Consider the following 22,238-nt stretch of genomic DNA (forward strand, 5'->3'; position numbering starts at 1 on the left):
CCCCTTTCAGGCCGTGCGCTGGGCTCCGCTGATCATGGCGTCGAGCATCCGCTTGAATCCCCGGAACAGGGGTCCATGGGACGTCTCCATGATCTTGTACGTTGCGGACTCGTGGCCCTCCCACCCTGCGTCGAAGGCGCCGACGAACATGGTGCCGTCCGCGCGGATGACACGCCAAGTGGGCAGCATGTCGTACCGGTAGATCCCCACGTCGCACGTGTCGGTCAACTCCCTCAGGCGAGCTTCCGCCAGGTTGACGCCGCCTGCCAGGGATTCGGCGGACTCTCCGATCTCTGCCGCTCGTTGCGACAGCGCCGGCGACTTCGGATCCAGCAGCAAGACCCGTACCCGCAGGCGCCCCTCATTGCGGCTGAGGCATGAGCGGAGCATCGAATCGTTCAGCCCGATCAAGCCCAGGCCGCGCACCGCGAGGATGTCCAGCTCGGCGGCTGCTCGGACGTGCTGTTGGATCTCAGCCCGCGCCGAAGCCTGCGAGGAGTAGACCCGAACCACCTCTGGGAAGGCAGCCAAGTCAAAGGCGGCACCGCCCGAACGCTCGCGGCTGGCAGCCAGCCCGAGTAGGTGTCGTGTGTCATCGGGCATCGAGAGCCCGTCCGCGATCCTTTCGTACACGTCCAGCCTGACGACTTCGCGGCGCCCGTTGATGATCTCGTTCACGCGTGCCTGGGTCATGCCGACTGCGGTTGCGATCCGAGCTTGGCTGGCGCCGCTGTACTGCTGGACGCGGCGGAACACCGCGCCCATGTCCCGGGAGCGCAGTGCTTCGCGCACTTCGGCGCGCTCCCACGCCCAGTCGGGCAACTCGATGGGGACAAGTGGTGTGGTCGTGGCCATGGGCTGGCTCCCCTGCAAGCGGTCATCCCACGGTGAGATTACCGCTCCGGTATCGCGCCGTCGCCCACCGTCACAAGATCCTGGCCTACTACAGGAAGCCCCCGCAGCCTGCCAGGGCTCGGGGGTGTGGCCGACTGGATGGAGTCGACGCGATGCATCGTACTAACGACCGCAGGCCCGCGGGGAGTTTCCCACCGAGTACGGATCTCGTCCCGGCGCGCAAGCGCGGCCTCGTCGGACCGCCCGCTGAGGCCGCGCCGGCGATGACGATGCAGGTGTACCGCGTCGCCCCCGACGGGACGCGGGGGCCGGTGGAGCGGGAGGTCAGCGTCCAGGCGACGGACGACATCGTGGCCGAGCCCATGAAGTTCCCGCCGTGCTCTTGCCCCCGCTGCGTGCGAAGGCCGCGGTGACCCGCGCTCCCGAACCGGCCCCCGGCACCACGCTGGTCGACATCGACCGCGACGTGCCCCTCGCGTGGTCCTTGGCCCAGGCCGCCCCGACCCACCAGCAGGCGCTGCGCGACCGGCTCCGGGCGCACATCGGCGCGCTGACCGGCCCGGCCGAGGCGTACGCCGACACCATCACCGACGACGGGCATCAGAGCATCGTCCTCCACGGCGTCGCGAGCGCGCGCGCCGCGGCCGTCGGCGTCGACCCCGCAGTGCTCCCCGGCGAGGGGCTGATGATCCTTGCCGAGCACATCCGAACGCTGCTTCTGTACGGCCGGTACGCGCCCACCCCATGAACTCCGTGTGCCGGCCCAGGCTTGGGGGCCCGCGTCGGCACACGGGCACCACCGCCCCGGCTCTGCATTTCCGCTCCCCCGCGGCAGGGCCGGGGCGCCCACCCCCGTTGTTCGACAGGAGGCCCCTCTCATGCATGCTTCCGCTCGCCATCGCCGACCGTGGTGGCGACGTACCCGGCCCGGGCGGCACACCGCCGAGTACCTGGCCGCCGTCCCGACCCCGGAGACCCCGTTCGTCCCCAGCGCCTGGTCCCGCCCGTGGACGGGGCCGACGAAGGACGAGGCCCGCGCGCACTTCGCCCGCGAGGCGGAGGCCCGGGAACGCCGCCAGCTCGTTATCGCCCCGCACGGACTCCAAGGGAGCGCGGCGTGATGATCCTGATCCCCGTCGGCCGCACGAAGCTGACCGCCACGGACGTCACGACGTGCGAGGCATGCTGGCGCGAGCCCGTCACCGTCGTACGCACCGGCCCCCGCGGGCGCGACCTGCTGTGCGTCGCCTGCGCCACGGGCGACTGCCCGCTGCGCGTCAACCTGTTCCCGCCGCTCGGTGTCTACGGCCTCACCGAGCGGATGGTGGAGGCAGGGAAGCACGGGAAGCCAACGCCCCAGATGCCGCCGAACCCTGGCCCGCACCTGCCACGGCCGGCACCGTCGCCGACGCCGGGCCTGCCCCCGGTGTAAGGCCGCGGGCTACGGCTCGTCGTCGGCGACGAGGACCGCCAGCGGGACGTCGAGCGCGCGGGCGATGAGCAACAGGTCCGCGTACCGGGGGTCCCTGACGCCCGCGGAACACCCCCGCGGGCGCGGGGACGACACTTCCTGACCTGGGGTTCTTTCAGCGGGTGGCACGGATTTCATTTAGTTGGAACGCGAGACCGCGGCTACCGGCCGAGCCCGCGTGACGGAAATCAGGCACCGCCGCGGTCGTCATCACCGAAGAACCTCTAGAGGTAGGCATGAGGCATATGACGTACCGGACCACCCCTCGTCGTGGAAGGATCGAACGGCCTCGCCATCGTTCCCCACACCGCCCATCCCCGTCCAGCTGGCCACGAACCCCGCAGAAGGCCCCGTCCTCGCCTCGACCGACGGAAGGGGACGGCTTCTATCCGGGGATGGCCAGGGCGTCGGCGAGCCCGTCGCGGCCGGGGGTGTCGCGTGGCAGCGTCCGGTACAGCGCAGTCGCTCGTGTCCGCGTGAGACCGGTCCGATAGGGCTCGGGCAGCTCGCCGAACGCCTGGGAAGCGATGCGCGCCGCAGCCGCCCGCTCGCCGTCTTGAGCTCGGCACGATGCCTCGTCGATGGCGATGAGCGCCCGCGTCATTACGGATGGGGACCGCGAGAGCGTGAGTGCCGCCGCCTGATTTTCATAGGCCCGGCGGGTCTCGCCGAGGTGGGTGAGGGCCTGGGAGAGGTGCACGTGGTGCTTCTGCGTGGGGTAGCCGAACCAGGTGTCCGTACGTTGCTGCGGAGTCAGCTGCTCGGCGACCCGCTCCACGTCCGCGACAGCAGCGAGAGCGCGTTCCCGGTCGCCGCTGACCGCGTGCGCCCGTGCGGCTACGGCCGCCGCCAACGCGCCCGCGGGGCTTGGTCGGGAGCCTGCGAGGTTGCGAGCCTTGTCCGCGAGCTTGGCCGCCGCCGGCGCTGCGCCGAAGTTCAGCGGCACCATCGCTTCCCTGGCCAGGACCCATGCGTGCAGCTGGTGGTCTCCCGACCTTTCGGCAGCACGAGCTGCGGTGGCGCTCCAGCCGTGAGATTCGCGATGGTGCCCGAGGTCGTGCAGGACGATGGCGACCATCCCGGCCATCTGCGCCGTGACGTGCGCGAGGGTGGCACGGTCCCGGTCGGTCTGCGGGCGGTCGAGCAGGGGGCGTAGCTCGTCGAACTCGGCGATCAGATCGCTGAGGACGGCGACGGGCGCTTGGCCGTGGTAGCCGTGGCCGTAGCGCTCGGCGGTGGACTGCCAGTGGTCGAGGTCGGTGGCTTGGTCGGTGGCGGCGAGTGCCGCGTCGATGTCGGTGCGGGTGGTCGTGAGTGCTGCGGCGAGCCCGGGACCGGCCATTCCGGCCGCGAGCGCGCCACGCAGGATGTCGCGGCGCTTCACTGGGTCCTCTTCTTCCTCAAAATGGGGGACGGGGAGTATGGCCCCGGTCTCCCATGGACGTGCCGCCAAGCCTAAATAGGCGCCCGGGATTTGGAGCCCGTCGCAGATGCGCTCCAGAACGGGGAGCGACGTGACGGTCCCGTCCCCGCGCGCCATTTTGCTGACGCGCTCCGGGCGGATGTCGCACGCTTCGGCGATCTTGTTGTAGCTGAGGCCACCTTCGTCGTGGGCGAGCGCGAAAACGGCTCCGACGTCCCGTCGCGCCAGCGCCGCCCGGACTCGCGGATCGTTCCGCTGCGTGCTGGGCAGTGCAGCCGGCGACACTGGTCGCTGCATTCTCGCTCCCTGGCTGAACAGCAGTACCCACACCATGTGTACCCCCAAGAGAGGGGCCGCACCGTGTGGTTACCGCGCCTTCCGACCTGACCTTGACTGGTCCAACGAGCTGACCGGTGGGAAGGAGCGCGGTCGTGGTCAGTGTGGGCAGGGCGCGGAATCAACGCGGCAGATCGCCGAGATGGGCAGAGAGCCTGTCTGGCTCTGGAGCGACCCCGGCGTGCGGATGACGTAGACGTCCATGCCGGGGACGGCTCCGCCGGCTCTATAACGCGGAGAACCTGGGCGGCCTTCCGCAATGTGTGCCGGGCGGTGCCGAATTCGTGCTCGTGCCGCACGAGGCACGGGAGCACAGGCCCGCGGAAAACGAGCCGTTGATGCTGCACCACAGCCGGATGCCGGCGGTCTGTGGAGGCAGCGGTGGGCCGTAGGCAGGAGCCCCATGGCCCACCAGCTTGCCACTGCGGGCCGCAGATTCCCGGCAGGTAGACGTAGGAGCCCCTCTCTCCAGCCCGACCGGGCTCGGGGCGTGGCCGACTGGATGGAGTCGACGCGATGCAACGTACTGGTGACCACCACCGTGCGGGAGGTTCCCTGCCGGGTGCCGAACTCAGCCCGGTGCGCGAGCGTGAAGTGGTCAGACCGTCCAACGAGGTGCAGTCCGCGATGACGATCCGGGTGTATCGCGTCGGTGTGGACGGTACGCGGTGGCCGGTGGAGCGGGAGGTCAGTGTGGTTGCGGGAAAGGACGTGCCGGCGGAGCCGATGAAGTTCCCGCCGTGCTCCTGCCCACGCTGTGTGGGGGGTGCTCGGTGAGCTCGCGTGTGAGCTTGGTGGACGTCACCCGTGATGTGCGGCTTGCGGGTGCGGTGGTCCTGAGCCGGCCGGCGAGTGGCGCTGTTGAGGCGTTGCGGGATCGGTTGCGGGCGCACATCGCCGTACTGGCGGAGCCTGCTGAGGCGTACGGGCGCAGCCTGGGCGGGGAGTGGTACGGGCAGCACGTGCTGACCTGCGTCGCGAGTGCACGGAATGCTGCGGCTGGCGTCGAGCCCGGCGTACGGATCGATGAGGAACTGCTGCTTCTGGCTGAGTACGTCAAGACGCTCCTCATGTACACCTCGCGCAAGCCGCGGCACAGCGCTTGATCTCCGTGTGCCGGCGCCCGGGCAAGGGGCCATCGCGCCGGCACACGGGCACCACGGCTCCGGCCCTGCTTTCCGTTCCCCCGCGGCAGGGCCGGGGCTCCTTCCCCTTGTAGGCAGAAGCCGCCCATGTGTGCAGGCGCGCGGCCGACCGATCGCCGTCCGTCTTGCCCTTAGCGGGTCGACGAGGAGTACGACGACGGCTGGTCGCAGTGCAAGGGGGCATCCCAGCTGGCGCGGGGCCGACACCTTGGACGGCGCCGGTCACTGAGCACCCCGCAGGCGCGGGGACGACCAGGGATTCATCCCGACCACCGCCGAGACGCCACGGAACACCCCAGCAGGCGCGGGGACGACACGGTGGTGAGCTGCTCGACCACGCCCGTGAGTGGAAGACCCCCGCGGGCGCGGGGCCGACACTTCCTGACCTGGGGTTCTTTCAGTGGGGGACGCGGATTTCATTTAGTTGGAACGCGGGGGCGCAGCGACCGGGCGAGCTCACGTGACGGCGAGGACTCAGGAACGTCGTGGTCGTGATCACTGAAGAGCCTCCGGGGGCAGGTACGGGGCGCTTGACTGTCCCCCGGCGGGGAGGGATCGAGCGGCCTCGCCATCGTTTCCGACGCCGCCCGTTCACGTCCAGCACGCCACCTCCGGACGCCGCGGGCCTCGGGGGAGAGGCGTGGCTGGCCTGCCCCATGCGTGAAGTTCACCGCAGCGTCCCGTCGTGCCGGGCAGAGGCAGTGCAGTCGGGGCGCTGGTCGTCGTAGCAGAGGGTTTGCGCTGCGCTTGGCCGGTACGCCGAGGGGCAACCGCAGTCCGAAGGGGGCATGCTGTAATTTCTGTATGCAGTTTGACTATTACGGAGGAGAGGCCGCGCAGCTCGCCGCCGACCTGGTGAACAGCCCTGCCCTCTGGGCTCCGGGCGAGTTGGAGACGCTCCTCGTGCGGCATGGGATGGCGCGCGGGCTGCCCGATGCGGGGGAGATTGACGCCGCTTGGGAATGGCGCGGGCGCTTGGCGCCGTGTTTTGGGGCGCAGCCCCTGGAGCAGCGGTGTGGGGTCATCAACGCTCTGCTCGACGAGGCTGCGAGCCGGCCCTACATCTCGCTTCACAAGGGGCCGCCGCATCTGCACTACGCCGCGGAGTCGGCCGGCCGGTCGGCGAGGCTGCGGGCGGTGACGGCGACGGGGTTGTCGTACGTCGTCTGCTTCGCCTCGGCCGACCGGCTCGGTCGCTGTCAGCGCGCGGAGTGCGCCCAGGTCTTCGTCGACACCTCACGCAACGGTCGGCGCAGCTACTGCTCGCTGCGGTGCGCCAACACGGACGCGGTACGTAGGCACCGCGCCCAGCAGCGCAGTGCCGCACAGCGCGGTGCCGCGAAGTCGCGGGGAGTCTGACGCCCACCCCGCGTTCACCTCAACCGCACCACTGCTCCCACTATTTGGCTGCTTTCACATCAGTCACTTTCGTCGCTCGCTCACTTCACTTCCCTCAACAGTCCCGTCTTCACGTCGAAGACGAAGCCACGAATAGAATTCTTGTACGGCACGAAGGGGTCGACCTCGATGCGGCGGATCGACTGTCGAACGTCTTCATCCAGATCGGTGAATGCTTCCGGGGCCCAAGGTGGACGAATTCCCGTCTCGCCCTGGATCTCCGCCTTGAACTCGTCGTCCTTGAAGGTCTGCATGCCGCAGTCCGTGTGGTGGATGAGCATGATCCTTCGGGTGCCCAGCAGGCGCTGGCTGATCGACAGCGACCGGATGGCGTCCTCCGTCACCTCGCCGCCCGCATTGCGGATGACGTGCGCATCTCCCTCCTTGAGGCCCAGCATCGCGAAGATGTCGAGCCGGGCGTCCATGCATGCGACGACGGCCAGCCGGCGTGCCGGCGGGAGCGCGAGCTCGCCGCCGAATGAAGCGGCGTATGCCTCGTTGTTGACCAGCGACTCATCGATGACGGACATCATTTTCTCTCGTTTTTCTTGCACTGCGGAGCGCTGAGGGGAGCCCCGCACGCGGTCCTTTTCTCCGCCCTGGCAAGAACGTACCCACCCCAAATTCGAACGCAAAAGTCCGTGGCAGGTATACGCCACGAGAACGCCGCCCCGCGGCGGCGCCCGTACCCCCCGGCGGTCGAAAGGTCAACTGGTGTAGACCTCTTGTGCGGTGCGGAATGGCCGGATACGTTTCTCCCCGCACATCGCTTGTTAGCCCGATGAAACGTCACTTCTGTTGCTTCAGTCAGGTATCAGGGGAGTTGCGTCCATGGTGAAAAAGTTCGGAGTCCTCGTCGCGGCCATCGCCGCCAGTGCCGGCCTCGTGCTCAGTGCCGCGCCCAGCGCGTCGGCGACCGGCGGCTTCTACGTGCGCAGCCACCACTCCAGCTACGCCGAGTGCGACACGGCGGGCAAGGCGGGCAAGGATCTGTGGGGCTCGATCTACCTCTGCAAGCCCTTCGCGGCGAAGCCCAGCGTCTACGAGCTCTGGGTCCGCTGACGAGCGGAGCCGGCCGCTGACGGGAGTCGATCCTCCCGTCGAGCCCCCAGCTCTCCCCGTCGTTCACGAGCCGTCCTCCGCCCATCCCGCGGAGGGCGGCTCGCGCGCGTCCGCCCCCCCCCGTATCGCCGCCGCCCCCACATCGCCGCCCCTCCCGCCACCCCCCCAAATGCGAATCTCAGATTCGTATTAGTTAGAGTCAGTGCCGTGCGGATGACCAAAGGCACCGATCTCGCCCTTCGCATCGCCATGCGCCTCGCGGTGCTCGGCGACGACGACGGCGCGCCCACGACCCGTGACGTCGCCGACGCCGTCGGCGTCCCCTACAGCCACGCGGCGAAGGTCGTGACCCGCCTCCAACGCCTCGGCGTCGTCGAGGCCCGTCGCGGCCGGGGCGGCGGCCTCGTCCTCACCGCCGAGGGCCGCACCGGCTCGCTGGGTCGGATCGTGCGGGAGCTGGAAGGCGCCGGCGACGTCGTGGGCTGCGAGGACGACCCGCCGTGCCCGCTGCGCTCCGCCTGCCGGCTGCGCGGGGTGCTGCGCCAGGCGCAGGAGGCGTTCTACGCCGTGCTCGACCCGTACACCGTCGAAGAGCTGGTCGCCGACCCCACCGGTCCCGTCCTCCTCGGCCTCCCCCTCGGCCCGCCACCCGATCCGCCCCGAGACCGGCAGCCCGACCCGAGAGCCCCCGGCGCCGTCCGGCCGGAACCCTGACCACCGCGCACCACCCACCCCATCCCCCTAGGAGTACGACGATGCTGTCCGAGAAGTCGGCCGCCACCATCCGCGCCACCCTGCCCGCCGTCGGCGGTGCCATCGGCGAGATCACGAAGTGCTTCTACGGCAGGCTGTTCGACGCCCACCCCGAGCTGCTGCGCGACCTGTTCAACCGCGGCAACCAGGCCAACGGCGAGCAGCAGCAGGCCCTCGCCGGATCCATAGCCGCCTTCGCGTCCGCCCTCGTCGCCCACCCCGACGAGCGACCCGACGCCATGCTGGAGCGCATCGCCCACAAGCACGCCTCGCTCGGCGTCACCCGCGACCAGTACGCCGTCGTGCACCGGCACCTGTTCGCGGCGATCGTCGAAATCCTCAGCGACGCCGTCACCGACGAGGTCGCCGCGGCCTGGGACGAGGTGTACTGGCTGATGGCGAACGCCCTCATCGCCATCGAGGCCCGGCTGTACGACGACGCCGGCAGCGCACCCGGCGCCACCCTGCGCCCGTACGCGGTCGTCGCCCGCCACCGCGAGACGGACGACGTCACCACCTTCGTCGTCCGCCCCGCCGACGGCGCGCCCGCCCCCGCCTTCCGCCCCGGTCAGTACGTCTCCGTGCAGGTCGAACTCGCCGACGGAGCCCGACAGATACGTCAGTACAGCCTCTCCGGCGCCCCCGGCCGAGACCTCCAGTTCACCGTCAAGCGCGTCGCCGCCACCGCCGACGGCGACCCGGCCGGCGAGGTCTCCCAGCACCTCCACGACCACGCCCACGAGGGCGCACGCCTCCTCGTCTCCGCACCCTTCGGCGACGTCCAACTCGACGACGGCACCGGCCCGCTGCTGCTGGTCTCCGCCGGCATCGGGTGCACCCCCATGATCGGGATGCTCGCCCACCTGGCCGCGGCGGGCTCGCCGCGCCGCGTCACCGCGGTGCACGCCGACGTCACCCAGTCCGCCCACGCCTTCCGCGCGGAGCTGGACCGGCTCGTCAGCGAACTCCCGAACGCCGAATGCCACGTCTGGTACGAGGCCCCCGACGGCGACTGGCCCGCGCACCGCACCGGCCGCGTCGACCTCACGGGCCCCACAGACCACGCCCAGCCGTCCGGCATCGAGCTGGCGCCGGACACCACGGCGTTCCTCTGCGGCCCGCTGCCCTTCCTGCGCGCCGTCCGCACCCAGCTCCTGGCGCGGGGCCTCGCCCCCGCCGCGATCCGGTACGAGGTCTTCGGCCCCGACCTGTGGCAGGCCGAGCGCTGATCTGGGCGCTGCTCTGAGCGCTGCTCCGTACGGCTCCGGACACGCCGCCTACGGTCCGTCGGGGCCCAGCTCCTCGCCCCGGCGGAACGCCTCCGCGTACCCCTGCGCGCCCAACTGCGCCCGTGCCTCCGCGCTGATGCGGTCCACGTCGCCCCGCTCGCCCCGGGGCAGCGGCACCCCCACCGAGGCGCGCGCCCGGGTCGCCGCGCCCAGGAGTTCGGCCGCGTGCACGGCGCGGCCGGACGCCAACTGGGCCCCGGCCAAGCCCTCCAGGGCCAGCGCCACCGCCCGGGGGTCACCGCCGCGCCGTGCCTCGGACAGCCCCCGCTGCTGGAGCTGGCGGGCCTGCGCGACCTCGCCCCGTGCCTCGGCGACGAACCCCAGCTCCGCCAGGATCAGCGACGGCACCCCCGACTCGTACCCCATCTCGCGGTGCAGCCGCAGTACCGCCTCCAGGTGTTCCTCGGCCGCCGCGAGCCGGCCTTCCCTGCGGGCGCCCATCCCCAGCCCGATCTCGGCGTACTGCTCGCCGAAGACGTCGGACTGCTCGACCGCCAAGCGGCGGGCCCGCTCGTGGTACTCCCCGGCCTGCGCCAGGTCCCCGGTGAGCAGGGCGATCCGGCCGAGCCCGGAGAGCTGGAACGACACCTCGGGCCACAGGCGCAGGTCCTCCGCCGTCCGCAGCCCCTCCCGGTACAGCCGGCCGGCGAGGGGATAGTCCCCGATCACCTCCGCGTGCGTCTGGAGCGGTACGAGCGCCTGCAACTGCCCCCAGCCGTCGCCCAGGTCGCGGAAGAGCGCGAGGCTCCGCTCGCCGTGCCGGCGCACCGCGTCGAAGTCGCCCCGCAGTTTCGCCTGGAACGCCTGGCTCGCCAGCGCCGCCGCGGTGCCCCACTCGTCCCCCAGGTCACGGAAGGCGGCCAGCGCGCGGGCGACCAGCTCCCGGCTGGGGGCCAGGTCGCGCACCCCGTAGATGTTGGAGCCCACGTGCCACTGGGCGCGCGCCAGCCCCGCGGGGTCGTCGACGTGCTCGTACGGCTCAAGGGCCGCCCGGTACTCCGCCAGCGGGTCGGCGCCGCCGCCCAGCGCGAGACGCGTCCCGCCGAGCCAGGCCCTGGCCGCGGCGACCGCGGGCGCCGAAACCCCGTCCCGGTCCGCCGGCACGAGCGCCAGCACCTGCGCCAAGGAGCGCTCCGCCTCCCCGTGCCGGCCGCGCAGCCGCCAGTACCAGGCCAGCGCGTTCACCAGGCGCAGGGCCAGCACCGCGTCCCCGGCCTCGACGGCGCCCTCCAGCGCGTTGCGGAAGTTGGCGCTCTCGGCGTCCAGCAGCCGTAGCCACCGACGCTGCTCGGGGCCCCGTAGATGGGGCTCGGCGCGCTCCGCGAGCGCGGTGTAGTGGTCCCGGTGGCGCAGCCGGAGCCCCGCCAGCTCACCGCGCTCCCGCAGCTGTTCGACGCAGTACGCGGCAACGGACTCCCACAGTCGGTAGCGCGGGCCGTCCGGGGTGTCGGCCACCACCACGAGGGACGCCTCCACCAGCCGGGCCAGCAGGTCCAGCACCTGCGCCCGGGCCACCCCGTCGGGTGGGACCCCGTCCGTGGGGCACACCCCCTCGGCGGCGGCCAGGGTGCAGCCGTCCGCGTGCACCGCGAGCCGCCGCAGCACCACCTGCTCGGCGTCCCCCAGCAGCTCCCAGCTCCAGTCGATCACCGCCCGCAGCGTGCGCTGACGCGCGGGCGCACCCCGCACCCCGGACGCCAACAGGTGGAAGCGGTCGTCCAGTCGGGCCGCCAACTCGGCCACCCCCAGCACCCGCACCCGCGTCGCGGCCATCTCCAGGGCCAGCGGAATGCCGTCCAGCCGACGGCAGATCGCCGCCACGGCCCCGGCGCCAGCCGCGTCCAGCGCGACGTGCGGGGCAGCGGCCCGCGCCCGGACCGCGAACAGCTCCTCCGCGTCCCGCCCGGCCAGCGGCTCCACCTCGTGCAGCCACTCGCCGCGGACCTGGAGCGGCACCTGGCTGGTCGCCAGCACGGTCAACGAACCCGCCGCCGACAACAGTTCCGCCACCAGCGCGGCCAGCGGCTCCACCACGTGCTCGCAGTTGTCGAGCACCAGCAGCGTCGGCCGGTCGCCCAGCGCCTGCGCCACCCGGTCGGTGAGCGACGGCGGCTCGGCCGCGGCCGTCGGCGCGACGTCGTCCCGTACGCCCAGCACGCCGGCGACCAGCTCCAGCACCTCGGGCGCCGCCGCGGTGCGCGCGGGGGCGAGCGCCGCGAACTCCACCAGCCGCACCCCGCCGGGGAAGGCCCCGTCGAGCCGGGCCGCGACCGCCAGCGCGAGCTGCGTCTTGCCGACGCCGCCCGGGCCGGTGAGGGTGACGAGCCGGCGCCCGGTCACGGCCGCAGCCAACTCCGTCAGCGCCGCGTCCCGGCCGATCAGTTCGGTCAGCGCGGCCCGCGGCACGTTCGACTGCGGACGGGCCGCGGTCGTCGCCGGCGACGGTACGGCGGTGAGCGCCGGGTCCTGCGTCAGGACCGCCCGGTGCAGCGCGGCCAACTCCGGGCCCGGGTCCACCCCCAGACGGTCGGCGAGCACCTCCCGGGCCTCGGCGTAGCTGCGCAGCGCCGCGCCCTGCCGCCCGGCCAGGTACAGGGCCCGTACGTGCGCGGTGCGCAGCCGCTCCCGCAGCGGGTGCAGCGCCACCAGGTCGCCCAGGTCGTCGGCGACCAGGGTGTGTTCACCCAGTTCCAAGCGGGCCTCCGCCTGCTCTTCCAGTACGGTCAGCCGCTGCTCCTCCAAGGAGGCGGCGGCGACGCGGACGAACTCCTCGTCGACGAAGTCGGCGTACGCGGGCCCCCGCCACAGCGCCAGCGCGTCCGCGAGCAGCGCGGTGCGGGTGCGCGGGTCGCCGGCGGCCCGCGCCCGCTCCACGAGGTGGTGGAAGCCGTCGGCGTCCAATGCGTCCTCGTCGACGAGGAGTTGGTAGCCGGGGGAGAGGGACGCGACCAGCGCGCGTCCACCGGGCTCGGCGTCCTCCAGGGCGCGGCGCAGGTGCCAGACCTTGTTCTGGAGCGCGGCGGCGGGGCGGGCCGGCGGCTGCGCGCCCCACAGGTCGTCGACGAGCCGGTCCGCGGACACCGGCCGGCCCCGGTGCACCAGGAGCCCGGTGAGCAGGGCGCGGACCTTCAGTTCGGGTACCCGGACCGGCCGGCCGTCGGCGGTCCACACGCTCAAGGGCCCGAGCACTCCGAAACGCATGCGATCACGCTAACCGAGCAGCGCCGTCGGTCGCACGGCCGTTCTCCCGGAGCTGCGGCGGGAGCGGCGAAGAGAGGGACCGGGAGCGCGGACCGACGAAGGGCCGGCAGCGCGGACCGAGAGCGGACCGAGAGCGCCGCGGCGCACCGTGGAGCAGCGGCGGTCGGGAACGCTCCGGGCCCGTACGGCTCCGCCCGCATCCGCCCGTACCTACTCGTATCCGCTGCACCCGTTGTACTCCGGCGCCCCCGTGCGCCACGGAAAGGAAATCCCATGTCGTCCACCCCGTCCCCGGGCGCGTCCCCGGGCGTCGCCCCGCAGAAGGCCGGGACCCGGGAATGGGCCGGGCTCGCCGTCCTCGCGCTGCCCACCCTGCTGCTCTCCCTCGACCAGAGCGTGCTCTACCTGGCGCTGCCGCACCTCGCGGAGTCCCTCGCCCCCACCGGCACCCAGACCTTGTGGATCATGGACGTGTACGGGTTCATGATGGCGGGCTTCCTGGTCACCATGGGCACGCTCGGCGACCGGATCGGCCGCCGCAGGCTGTTGACGGTGGGCGCCGTCGCCGTCAGCGCCACGTCGCTGCTGGCCGCGTTCTCCACCAGTGCGGAGATGCTGATCGTCGCCAGGGCCCTGCTCGGCGTGGCCGCGGCCACCTTGATGCCGTCCACGCTCGCCCTGATCGGCAACATGTTCCAGGACCCGCACCAGCGCGGTCGGGCCATCGCGGTGTGGGCGAGCTGCTTCATGGGCGGCACCGCGCTCGGTCCCGTCGTCGGCGGAGTGCTGCTGGAGTACTTCTGGTGGGGCTCGGTCTTCGTCCTCGGGGTGCCCGTGATGGCGGTCCTGCTGGTGGCCGGGCCGCTGGTGCTGCCCGAGTACCGGGACGAGAAGGCCGGCCGGATCGACATGCTGAGCGTCGCGCTCTCCCTCGCCGCGATCCTGCCCGTGATCTACGGGCTCAAGGAGACCGCCCGCAACGGCTGGGAGCCGCAGGCGGCCGGCGCCGTGGCCGCCGGCCTGGTCTTCGGCGTCCTGTTCGTGGTGCGCCAGCGCGGGCTCGTCCACCCGCTGTTGGACCTCGCGCTGTTCCGGCGTGCCGCGTTCACCTCGTGGCTGCTGATCCTGCTGCTCGCGATGTCGACGATGAGCGGGGTGTACTACTTCGTCACCGGCTACATGCAGATGGTCGCGGGCCTCTCGCCGTTCGAGGCGGGGCTGTGGATGGTGCCGTCGGCGCTGATGTCCGTCGTCGCCGCGACCCTCGCGCCCACGCTGGTGCGGCACCTGCCGATGGGCGTGGTCGTCGGCGCCGGCCTCGGACTGGCCGCCGTCGGCTATCTGGTGCTCGCCTTCGTGGACCCGGTGGGCGGACTGCCGCTGCTGATCACCGGCTTCGTCGTCAGCTTCTTCGGTACGGGGCCGATCGGCGCGCTCGGCACCAACCTCGTCGTCAGCTCCGCCCCGCCGGAGAAGGGCGGCTCGGCCGCGTCCCTGTCGGAGACCAGCGGCGAGTTCGGCGTCTCCTTCGGCCTCGCGGCGTTCGGCAGTCTCGGCGGCGCGCTGTACCAGAGCGGCGTCGAGGTGCCGGACGGGGTGACGGGCGCGGACGCGGAGGCCGTGCGGGGCAGCATCGAGGGGGCGTTGGCGGTGGCCGGCTCGCTCCCGGCGGACCTCGGCGACCAGGTGCTGGCCGCGGCCCGTGACGCGTACACCGGCGGGCTGACCGTGGTGGCCGTGGCGTGCGCCGTCCTGGCGGCGATCACCGGCGTCATCACGGTGACCGCGCTGCGGAACGTCGGCGCCCAGCGACCCGAGGGCCAGGGGACTGACCCCGAGTCCGTGCGGGAGCCCGAGCGGGAGTCCGAGCCCGAGCGGGACGCCATCGCCCACTGACGATTCGATCGAAGCTCAGTCATCTGCATGCGATTTCTGTTGGGAAATCATCTATCGTGGATTTCCTTCGGGCATTCTCAGTCGGCCCGGAGAGGTGTGAAGGAAGGGGATCGAGGAATCCATGTGGACGTATGAACACAGCATCGTCACCGCGGCGTCACCCGGGGCGGTGTGGGGGTGCTACGCGGACCCGGCCGTCTGGCCCGAATGGGACGAGGAGATGGCGGAGTTGCGCCTCGACGGGCCGTTCGGAGCCGGAGTGACCGGGGCGATGCACCTGTACGGGCTGCCGCCGCTAGCCTTCGCGGTCGTCGAGGCGACGGAGCGCCAGGGGCTGAGCACCGAGACCGCCTTGGAGGACGGGACGGTCATCCGCTTCGTCCACCGCCTCACGGACCGGGCCGACGGCGGTACGCGCATCGTCCACCGGGTGGAGTTGGACGGGCCGTCGGCGGGGGAGCCGCTGGGCGGCGAGATCGCCGGCCCGGTGCCCGCCGCGATGCGCAGGCTCGCCGCGGTCGCGGAGGCGCGCAGCAGGTGAGCGCGGGTTTCGCAGCGCCGGGGAGCCCCCTACGACTCGCTGGTCGTGGGGGGCTCCCCGGCGTCCGCGCGGCCCGCGGTCGGGGCCGGGGCCGGGGCTTTGGCCTTTGCCGGCGCGGGCCCGCCGGCGCGGGCTGCGAGGACCGCGGGCAGCACCGTCAGCAGCCCGGCAGCGGCCATCGCCGAGCCGATCCACAGGGGCGAGGTGAGCCCCAGGTCCGCGTCGATGGCGAGCCCGCCGGCCCACGGGCCCAGCACCACGCCCACGTTGACCGCGGACGCGCTCGCGGTGTTCACCAACGGGCCCGTGTTGGAGACCTGGACCACCCGCGCGCTCATCACGGGGCTCAGCGGCAGCCCGATCAGCCCGAGCACCGCCACCGCGACCAGGGTCGCCGCCCGGTCCTCGGCGACCAGCGCGAACGCGGCGAGGGCGAGCGCGACCGCTGCGAAGCCGTAGCCGAGCATCGGCATCATGTAGCGGTCCGTGTACCGGCCCATGACCATGTTCCCGACGATCGTCCCCACCCCGAACAGTCCGAAGAGCCAGGGCACCGCGGACGCCGAGAACCCGCTGACGTCGGTGAAGATGGGCGCGAAGTAGCTGTTCGCGGCCATGACCGCGCCGATGACGAGGGCGTTGGTGCCGTACGTGGCCCACAGCCGTCCGTTGCGGAAGGCGGCCAACTCCGCGCGCAGGCCGGTCCGCTGCGGCTCGGGGACCGTCGGCACCAGCCGCCACACGGCGAGCGCGCTGAGCGCGGCGAGCAGCGCCACCGCCCAGAAGCTGGCGCGCCAGCCGAAGTGCTGGTCGATCAGCGCGGCTGCGGGCAGCCCCACCACGTGCGCGACCATCAGCCCGCCGAAGAGGGTGGCCAGCGCCCGGCCGCGGCGGGCGGACGGCACCAGGTGCATGCTCACCGCCACCGCGATGCCGAAGAACGCGGACGCGGCGAGCGCCGTGACGATCCGGGCGACCACCAGCACCCAGAACTCCTCGGCCATCGCCCCAAGCGCCTGACCTGCGACGAAGGTGGCCAACAGGCCGAGCAGCGCGAGCTTTCGGGCCGCCCGCAACAGCACGACGGTGAGCACCGGGCCGCCCACCACCATCCCCAGTGCGTACACCGAGATGAGGTAGCCGACGGCGGAGACCGACACCCCGAACTCCTCGGACAGACTGGGCAAAATGCCCGCGATCATGATCTCCGTCGTGTTGAGGCTGAAGACGGCGACCCCGAGAACGACAATGGCGAGAGGCATCCCGCCTCCATTTCCCGTGCGAATGGTTCAGGTGGATGATTTCTTTCTGGAAACCACCTTCATTGGCGCGAGTGATCGATGTCAAGCCGGTCGGGGCGGCGGCTGGTCGACCTGCCCTGGCTGATCCGGGCGGGGCGGCCTGCGGTAGGGTGCTTTCCGAAGGGAAAAGGCTGCGAGGGTGGGCGGTGACGTGATGGCGGTGGACGGATCGGCGACGGCCCCGGGCGGGAAGGCGCCCGACGTCGCGGAGTTGGAGGACGCCCTCTCCCTCCTCCAGTGCGTCCTGGTGGCCCGGCGCACCGCGGCCAGCCCCGAGTCGATCAACTGGCAGCAGTACGACGTACTGGAACTGCTGCGGATCCAGGGGGCCATGACGCCCTCGCTGCTCAGCGACTCGCTGGGGGTCTCCCGACCGACGGTCTCCAAGTCGCTGCGGGTGCTCAAGGATCTCGGCCTGGTCGAACAGGCGGCGCTCGGTGACGACCGCCGCGAGCAGACGACCTCGCTGACGCGCGAGGGGCACCTCTTCCTCTCCCGGGCGGCTCGTGGGCGACGGGAGAACGCGAGGGCGGTGGCGGGGGTGTTGACGCCGGAGGAGGGCGTGGCCTTCGCGACGATGTGCCGCCGGGCGGCGGACGCGGTGAAGGACCTGCTGCCGTAGGCTCGCGCCCGCGAGCGCCCGTCTGCGCGTGCTGCGCCTTGCTGCGCTGCGTGCCGTAGGTTGCGCTTCCCTGCGGCTTTCGACGTAGCCGCCGTAGCCCTGCGCGAACAGCCCACCACCGGGCCGCAGACGACGTCACTGCATGCCCAGCGCTGCGCTACCGCGCTACCGGGGCGACCGCGTTGCCGGAAGCGCGCCGGTGTTCCGTTCGCGGGGGTCGGGTGCTCGGGGTGTGGGAGCCGTGTGCTCGGGGCCGCACGGAGGGGCCCAGACGCGGAGGCAACATGCTACGTTCGTCGGTGATTTGGCCGTGGCAACGACCCCCACTTGAGGTGGACAGGGCACACGTCTCGCGAGTGGTGGATCGGCAGCGCGAGAGGTGATGTCCTCGATGACGGGGTACCGAATTTCGTCCGGTGGGTTATCGGACCAGGCCAAGGAACTCGACGGGTGCGGCGACGACGCCGGGAGGATCCGGCAGGCCGTCGACACCACGACGTGCTACGCCCCGGACGTGCTCGGCGGCTCCGACTCCGGGCCGGCGTACAGCGCGTTCGCCACCGCCTGGGTGGCGGAGACGCGCACGATGGAAGAGGCGCTGCACGAACTCGCCGAAAAGGTACGCCTCGCGAGGCGCGCCTACCGCGGCAGCGACCGGCAGGTGCAGGGCATGGTCCGCGCCGTGCCCTCGGTGGACGGGCAGGACTCCGGCACGCCCGCCCGCGCCGACAACCCTTCGAAGCTGTCCACCTACTGAGGGGGAGTCGATGGCGAAGACCGACTCCACCACCGAACGCCGGCGCGAACTCGCCAAGGTGCAGAAGCGAATCACCTCGGCGGGCAGCAAGAACGCACTGATCGACGCGATCGACGCGGCCCTTCGCGTCCCGCCGCCGGTGGGTGACGTCCCGACCCTGCAGTCCCTCGGCAAGCGCTACTGCGAACAGGTCGACGACGCCGGGCAGCTCGGCGAACGGATCGACAAGGTGGCCAAGCAGGGGCTGCCGGAAGCCTGGGTCGGCGACACCAGCGTCCGCGCCTGCGACGTGGTCTCCGCCGCGGTGCGGGCCGCCCAGCAGGTGTCCGAGGCGTTCGAGGGCGGCGGCAAGGCGCTGCTGCGGCTCGCCGACGCCATCGGCGAGGCCCAGGCCCGGGACGGCGAGGGGCGGGCCAAGCTGCACGAGGCGCGGGGCGTCCTCGGCGGCCAGGACGACGGCTTGATGGACCACCTGATAGAGGACTCCGGTGAGAAGGAGGCCCGGTTGCGGGCCCGTGGCATCGCCACCGTCGGCATCGATGCGGTGTGCCTGGCCGCCGTCTGCGCCGACGACGCGGCCCGGGCCGCCGCCCGCGATCTGAACAAGTGGGCCGCCGAGGCCCGCGCGGGCAGGCTGGCGACGGACGACCTCACGGCCGCCGACCGGCTCGCGCTCGCGGACACCAGCACGGGCGCGGGCGACCGGGAGCAGAACGAGATCCTCTCCGCGAGCGACCTCACACGGGCCGGCAGCCGCATGGAGCAGCTCAGCGACCAGGACAAGGCAGCCGTGGAGCGCCTGTTGGCCCAGGCCACCTCACCGGAGCAGCGCGCCTATCTGCTGAAGGCGCTCGCGGCGGGGAACAGCGTTCCGGACCTCCACGCCTTCCACGGGAAGATCAACGGCCACAGCCCCGAGTGGCTGCGCGAGCACCTGTCGCCGGTGGTCACCGCCGCCGACAGCATGGTCGACGAGGGGCGCAACCCCGACGGGTCCAACACCAACCGGGACGACGTCGGCTTCAAGGGGCAGTTGTGGATCCAGGGCGGCGACGGCAGCGAGGGCACCTGCGTGGCCTCCTCCGTCGTCACCGCCCGCGCCGCGGTCGACCCGATCTACGCCCTGAACCTCACCGGCGGCCCCACCGGGCAGGAGGACGACCCGGCGGCCTTCCGGCAGCGACTGGTCGACGAGCAGCACCGGCTGCACAAGAAGGGTTGGGGCGGCAAGGACTGGAGCGGCATGGGCGACTTGGGCCACCAGTACATCTCGGACTCCGTCATCGGCCGGGCCACCGGCGACGACTACCACCAGAAGGATCTGAAGAACGCCGACGCCCGCAGGGACGTCCTCCCCGAGATCCAACGGATGGTGGCCGAGGGCCGCCCGGTCCCCGTCAGCGTCAAGGGGGACGACAGCGCCCACGCGATGGTGATCATCGGCCAGGACGGTGACAAGCTCCAGATCTACAACCCCTGGGGCACCACCACCTGGGTCAGCGAGAGCGACTTCATCAACGGCACCATGGGCGGGGCTTCGAGCAATGACCTCAAAGATCCGTACCAGGTCCTCCTCCCCAAGTAAGCCAGGCCCTAGGGGGGTCCTCGCGGCTGCCGTCGCGCTCGTCGCCCTGGCCGCCGGCTGCGGGGAGTCGAAGGGCGACTCCCCGCGCAGCCACCCGACCGCGGAGTCGAAGGTCAGCGTGGACGTGGGCGAGGCGTTCACGCTCGCCGTGGACGAGAACCCCTCCACCGGCGAACGCTGGTACCTCGATGCCCCGGAACCGGACGCCTCGGTCGTGCGCAGCAGGGGCGACGACTACGAGTCCGACGCCGAATCCGATGACGACGCGGCCGAGCGGCCCGGCGTCGGCGGCACGCGCGTCTTCACCTTCGAGGCGACCGGCGCCGGCAGCACCGAGATCGCCTTGCTGCACTGCCCCGTGTACACCTGCACCGGCGGACCGAAGTCCCCCGCGCCGGCGTCACCGTCCGCCTCCGCCGCGGCTTCCCGCCCTGCTCCCGAGCGGATCACGTACACCGTCACCGTCAACTGACCGGAGGCACGGCATGGACTCCAGACACCGCACCTGCACCGACGCGGAGCTGGCCGAACTGGACTTCCCCGTGCTGCTCCGCCACGGGCTCGCCGCCGGCGAGTTGCGCACCGCCCTGTACGGGGACGGCGCGGTCGGCGCGGCCGTGGTGCTCGACCGGCTCGGCACCCAGCCCCGGTCGGTCGCCTTCCTCGCCGAGACCGTGCGCGCCGTCGGTCTCGCCGCCGCCGTCGAACTCCCCGCTCCGCTGCCGCGCCCGGAGGCCGCGGCCGAGGTCCGCGAGTGGCTCGCGGCGGCGGCCTCCGTCTCGGGCGGCGTCGACGCGGACGACGCGGCGGCCCGCTGGCTGAAGGCGGTGGCCACGATCATCGAGCTGAAGCAACTGGCCCGGGCCTGATCAGCGCACCCGGCTGTAGGTGCGCACCAGCGCTCCGTTGCCGAAGGCGCGGACGGAGTCGAGCGAGAACTCGGTGATGCCGGCGTCCGCGCCGAACATCGGCATCCCGGACCCGTAGGTCATCGGGTACGTCTTGATGATCAGCTCGTCGATCTCGTCCATCAGCTCCCCGGCGATCTGGGACCCGCCGCACAGCCAGACGTCGAGTTCGCCCTCCTCCGCCTTCAGCTCACGGATGCGGCCGACGAGGTCGTCGGAGATCATCTCGACGTTGGGGTCGGGGGACTCGGTGAGGGTGCGGGACGCGACGTACTCCCGCATGTGCCCGTAGGGGCTGGTGATGCTGATGTCGAGGGCGAGCTGATAGCTGGACCGTCCCTGGACGACGGTGTCGAAGCGTCGGTTCGAGGCGTCCAGGCCGAGGATCCGCCGGCCCTCGACGGAGATCGTCTCCGGGTACTCCGTCATGAGGAAGTCGCGGAACTCCTCGTCCACGAACTTCATCATCGCGTTCGCGTCGCCCGACGGGTCGCCGATGAAGCCGTCGATCGAGCAGGCGATGAAGTAGGTGAGCTTGCGCAAGGTGTTGCCTTCCGAAGAGGGATGAGGGGGTGCGAGTGGGTCGCGTCGTCGTTCCTGCGCCCAACCACTACGTACATAGTGCTCCATGTGTAGTGGTTACGCAAGCGCCCTTCTGCGCCGGACTGCGCCGGACATGCGAAGAGGCGCGGAGGGAACTCCCTCCGCGCCTCTCGGCGAGCCGTGTACGGGCTACTTCGCCAGCAGCGACGAACCCGTGGGCTCCGGCCGCCGTCGCTCCGGTTCGAGCACCGGCACCCGGGGCAACCGGTGCGGCAGCGACCGGTACCACCAGTACGAGACCAGGAAGCCGAAGCCCAGGCAGAGCGCCCCGCCCACCGCGTCCAGCCAGAAGTGGTTGGCCGTGGCCACGATGACCACCAGCGTGGCCACCGGATAGAGCAGCCCGAGCACCTTCACCCACGGCACGGACGCCAACGCGAAGATGATCACGCCGCACCACAGCGACCAGCCGATGTGCATCGACGGCATGGCCGCGTACTGGTTCGACATGTTCTTCAAGTCGCCCGAGGCCATCGAACCCCAGGTCTCGTGCACCAGGACCGTGTCGATGAAGTCCTGCCCCGTCATCAGCCGAGGAGGAGCGAGCGGATACAGGTAGTAGCCGACCAGGGCCACGCCGGTGGTGACGAACAGCGCCAACCGCGCCGCCGCGTACCGCCCCGGATGCCAGCGGTACAGCCACACCAGCACTCCGATCGTGACGACGAAGTGCAGCGTGGCGTAGTAGTAGTTCATGCCCACGATCAGCCACGTGACCGAGTTCACCGCGTGGTTGACCGAGTGCTCGAAGGCGAGCCCCAGGGACTTCTCCAGGTCCCAGATCCAGTCCGCGTTCCGCAGCGCCTGGGTCTTCTGCTCCGGAACGGCGTTGCGGATCAGTGAGTACGTCCAGTAACTCACCGCGATCAACAGCACTTCGAACCAGATTCTGGGGCGGCGCGGAGACCGCAGGTCCTTGAACCGCGCGAACCGCGAACGCGTCGGTCCGACGGCCTCGTCCGCCATGGGTGACGGGGTGGCCGGCCGGCCTTCCAGTGTCTTCACGGTTGTTTCACCCATGGGACGAAAGTCTGCCAGATCCGCACCCACGGACCGATCATCCCTCGGTCCCGTTCCCGGCGCACGCGCTCC

23 protein-coding genes are annotated in these 22,238 nt (G+C 71.6%); 15 read left to right on the forward strand and 8 right to left on the reverse strand.

The window, feature by feature from the left end:
- Positions 1–6: 6 nt before the first annotated feature.
- Complete coding sequence (locus tag ABZ842_RS28930; RefSeq protein WP_361542977.1) at positions 7–855, reverse strand: helix-turn-helix transcriptional regulator; 849 nt, start codon at positions 853–855, stop codon at positions 7–9.
- A 376-nt stretch (positions 856–1,231) separates the two neighbouring features.
- Here ABZ842_RS28930 and ABZ842_RS28935 point away from each other — a divergent pair, with 376 nt between their 5' ends.
- The 3 genes from ABZ842_RS28935 to ABZ842_RS28945 all read left to right on the forward strand — a co-directional run bounded on the left by ABZ842_RS28935 (position 1,232) and on the right by ABZ842_RS28945 (position 2,287).
- Entirely contained in the window at positions 1,232–1,603 is a 372-nt protein-coding gene (locus ABZ842_RS28935) for a hypothetical protein (RefSeq protein ID WP_361542980.1), read from the forward strand.
- A 130-nt stretch (positions 1,604–1,733) separates the two neighbouring features.
- Positions 1,734–1,976, forward strand: coding sequence for a hypothetical protein (locus ABZ842_RS28940; RefSeq protein WP_361542983.1), 243 nt, complete (start codon positions 1,734–1,736; stop codon positions 1,974–1,976).
- Positions 1,976–2,287 (forward strand): hypothetical protein, encoded by a 312-nt coding sequence (locus ABZ842_RS28945; RefSeq protein WP_361543204.1) that lies wholly within the window; start codon positions 1,976–1,978, stop codon positions 2,285–2,287. Before ABZ842_RS28940 ends, ABZ842_RS28945 begins: the two co-directional genes overlap by 1 nt.
- A gap of 9 nt (positions 2,288–2,296) precedes the next feature.
- Here ABZ842_RS28945 and ABZ842_RS28950 read toward each other — a convergent pair whose 3' ends face one another.
- On the reverse strand, positions 2,297–2,422 hold the full coding sequence (locus ABZ842_RS28950; RefSeq protein ID WP_361542986.1) for a hypothetical protein: 126 nt from the start codon (positions 2,420–2,422) through the stop codon (positions 2,297–2,299).
- A gap of 289 nt (positions 2,423–2,711) precedes the next feature.
- Positions 2,712–4,046, reverse strand: coding sequence for a helix-turn-helix transcriptional regulator (locus tag ABZ842_RS28955; RefSeq protein ID WP_361542989.1), 1,335 nt, complete (start codon positions 4,044–4,046; stop codon positions 2,712–2,714).
- 824 nt (positions 4,047–4,870) lie between these two features.
- Between ABZ842_RS28955 and ABZ842_RS28960 the strand changes: the two genes are divergently transcribed.
- Both ABZ842_RS28960 and ABZ842_RS28965 read left to right on the forward strand, forming a co-directional pair.
- A complete protein-coding gene (locus ABZ842_RS28960) occupies positions 4,871–5,191 on the forward strand; it encodes a hypothetical protein (RefSeq protein ID WP_361542992.1) in 321 nt (106 codons plus the stop codon).
- 843 nt (positions 5,192–6,034) lie between these two features.
- Positions 6,035–6,589 carry a CGNR zinc finger domain-containing protein gene (locus ABZ842_RS28965; RefSeq protein ID WP_361542995.1) on the forward strand — a complete coding sequence of 185 codons (555 nt, stop codon included), beginning with the start codon at positions 6,035–6,037 and terminating at the stop codon, positions 6,587–6,589.
- Positions 6,590–6,669: 80 nt separating this feature from the next.
- On the opposite strand, the gene ABZ842_RS28970 is transcribed toward ABZ842_RS28965, so the two are convergent.
- Positions 6,670–7,158, reverse strand: a complete 489-nt coding sequence (locus tag ABZ842_RS28970; RefSeq protein ID WP_361543207.1) for a carbonic anhydrase — start codon at positions 7,156–7,158, stop codon at positions 6,670–6,672.
- A 301-nt stretch (positions 7,159–7,459) separates the two neighbouring features.
- Here ABZ842_RS28970 and ABZ842_RS28975 point away from each other — a divergent pair, with 301 nt between their 5' ends.
- The 3 genes from ABZ842_RS28975 to ABZ842_RS28985 all read left to right on the forward strand — a co-directional run bounded on the left by ABZ842_RS28975 (position 7,460) and on the right by ABZ842_RS28985 (position 9,672).
- Positions 7,460–7,690 carry a hypothetical protein gene (locus tag ABZ842_RS28975; protein ID WP_361542998.1) on the forward strand — a complete coding sequence of 77 codons (231 nt, stop codon included), beginning with the start codon at positions 7,460–7,462 and terminating at the stop codon, positions 7,688–7,690.
- Positions 7,691–7,897: 207 nt separating this feature from the next.
- A complete protein-coding gene (locus tag ABZ842_RS28980; RefSeq protein ID WP_361543001.1) occupies positions 7,898–8,404 on the forward strand; it encodes an Rrf2 family transcriptional regulator in 507 nt (168 codons plus the stop codon).
- A gap of 41 nt (positions 8,405–8,445) precedes the next feature.
- Positions 8,446–9,672 carry a globin domain-containing protein gene (locus tag ABZ842_RS28985; protein WP_361543003.1) on the forward strand — a complete coding sequence of 409 codons (1,227 nt, stop codon included), beginning with the start codon at positions 8,446–8,448 and terminating at the stop codon, positions 9,670–9,672.
- Between the two features lie 48 nt (positions 9,673–9,720).
- Here ABZ842_RS28985 and ABZ842_RS28990 read toward each other — a convergent pair whose 3' ends face one another.
- Complete coding sequence (locus tag ABZ842_RS28990) at positions 9,721–12,933, reverse strand: BTAD domain-containing putative transcriptional regulator (RefSeq protein WP_361543006.1); 3,213 nt, start codon at positions 12,931–12,933, stop codon at positions 9,721–9,723.
- Positions 12,934–13,206: 273 nt separating this feature from the next.
- On the opposite strand from ABZ842_RS28990, the gene ABZ842_RS28995 reads away from it, so the two are divergent.
- Both ABZ842_RS28995 and ABZ842_RS29000 read left to right on the forward strand, forming a co-directional pair.
- Positions 13,207–14,829, forward strand: a complete 1,623-nt coding sequence (locus ABZ842_RS28995) for an MFS transporter (protein ID WP_361543009.1) — start codon at positions 13,207–13,209, stop codon at positions 14,827–14,829.
- A gap of 121 nt (positions 14,830–14,950) precedes the next feature.
- Positions 14,951–15,370 carry an SRPBCC family protein gene (locus ABZ842_RS29000; RefSeq protein ID WP_361543012.1) on the forward strand — a complete coding sequence of 140 codons (420 nt, stop codon included), beginning with the start codon at positions 14,951–14,953 and terminating at the stop codon, positions 15,368–15,370.
- Between the two features lie 29 nt (positions 15,371–15,399).
- Here the strand turns inward: ABZ842_RS29000 and ABZ842_RS29005 are convergent, their stop codons facing one another.
- Positions 15,400–16,632, reverse strand: a complete 1,233-nt coding sequence (locus tag ABZ842_RS29005; RefSeq protein ID WP_361543015.1) for an MFS transporter — start codon at positions 16,630–16,632, stop codon at positions 15,400–15,402.
- A gap of 178 nt (positions 16,633–16,810) precedes the next feature.
- Here ABZ842_RS29005 and ABZ842_RS29010 point away from each other — a divergent pair, with 178 nt between their 5' ends.
- The 5 genes from ABZ842_RS29010 (at position 16,811) to ABZ842_RS29030 (ending at position 20,504) form a co-directional block, all read left to right on the forward strand.
- Positions 16,811–17,293: a MarR family transcriptional regulator gene (locus ABZ842_RS29010; protein ID WP_361543018.1), complete on the forward strand. Its 483-nt coding sequence runs from the start codon at positions 16,811–16,813 to the stop codon at positions 17,291–17,293.
- A gap of 391 nt (positions 17,294–17,684) precedes the next feature.
- Complete coding sequence (locus ABZ842_RS29015) at positions 17,685–18,050, forward strand: hypothetical protein (protein ID WP_361543022.1); 366 nt, start codon at positions 17,685–17,687, stop codon at positions 18,048–18,050.
- 10 nt (positions 18,051–18,060) lie between these two features.
- On the forward strand, positions 18,061–19,635 hold the full coding sequence (locus ABZ842_RS29020) for a peptidoglycan-binding protein (protein WP_361543025.1): 1,575 nt from the start codon (positions 18,061–18,063) through the stop codon (positions 19,633–19,635).
- Entirely contained in the window at positions 19,595–20,107 is a 513-nt protein-coding gene (locus tag ABZ842_RS29025; protein ID WP_361543028.1) for a protease inhibitor I42 family protein, read from the forward strand. Before ABZ842_RS29020 ends, ABZ842_RS29025 begins: the two co-directional genes overlap by 41 nt.
- A 13-nt stretch (positions 20,108–20,120) precedes the next feature.
- Positions 20,121–20,504, forward strand: coding sequence for a hypothetical protein (locus tag ABZ842_RS29030; RefSeq protein WP_361543031.1), 384 nt, complete (start codon positions 20,121–20,123; stop codon positions 20,502–20,504).
- Here ABZ842_RS29030 and ABZ842_RS29035 read toward each other — a convergent pair whose 3' ends face one another.
- On the reverse strand, positions 20,505–21,086 hold the full coding sequence (locus ABZ842_RS29035; RefSeq protein WP_361543034.1) for a dihydrofolate reductase family protein: 582 nt from the start codon (positions 21,084–21,086) through the stop codon (positions 20,505–20,507).
- 189 nt (positions 21,087–21,275) lie between these two features.
- Positions 21,276–22,166, reverse strand: a complete 891-nt coding sequence (locus tag ABZ842_RS29040; RefSeq protein ID WP_361543037.1) for a phosphatase PAP2 family protein — start codon at positions 22,164–22,166, stop codon at positions 21,276–21,278.
- Between the last annotated feature and the right edge of the window lie 72 nt (positions 22,167–22,238).

Origin of the sequence: Streptomyces sp. NPDC047315 (assembly GCF_040643215.1) — a bacterium.
In the GTDB taxonomy this organism is placed as follows: domain Bacteria; phylum Actinomycetota; class Actinomycetes; order Streptomycetales; family Streptomycetaceae; genus Streptomyces.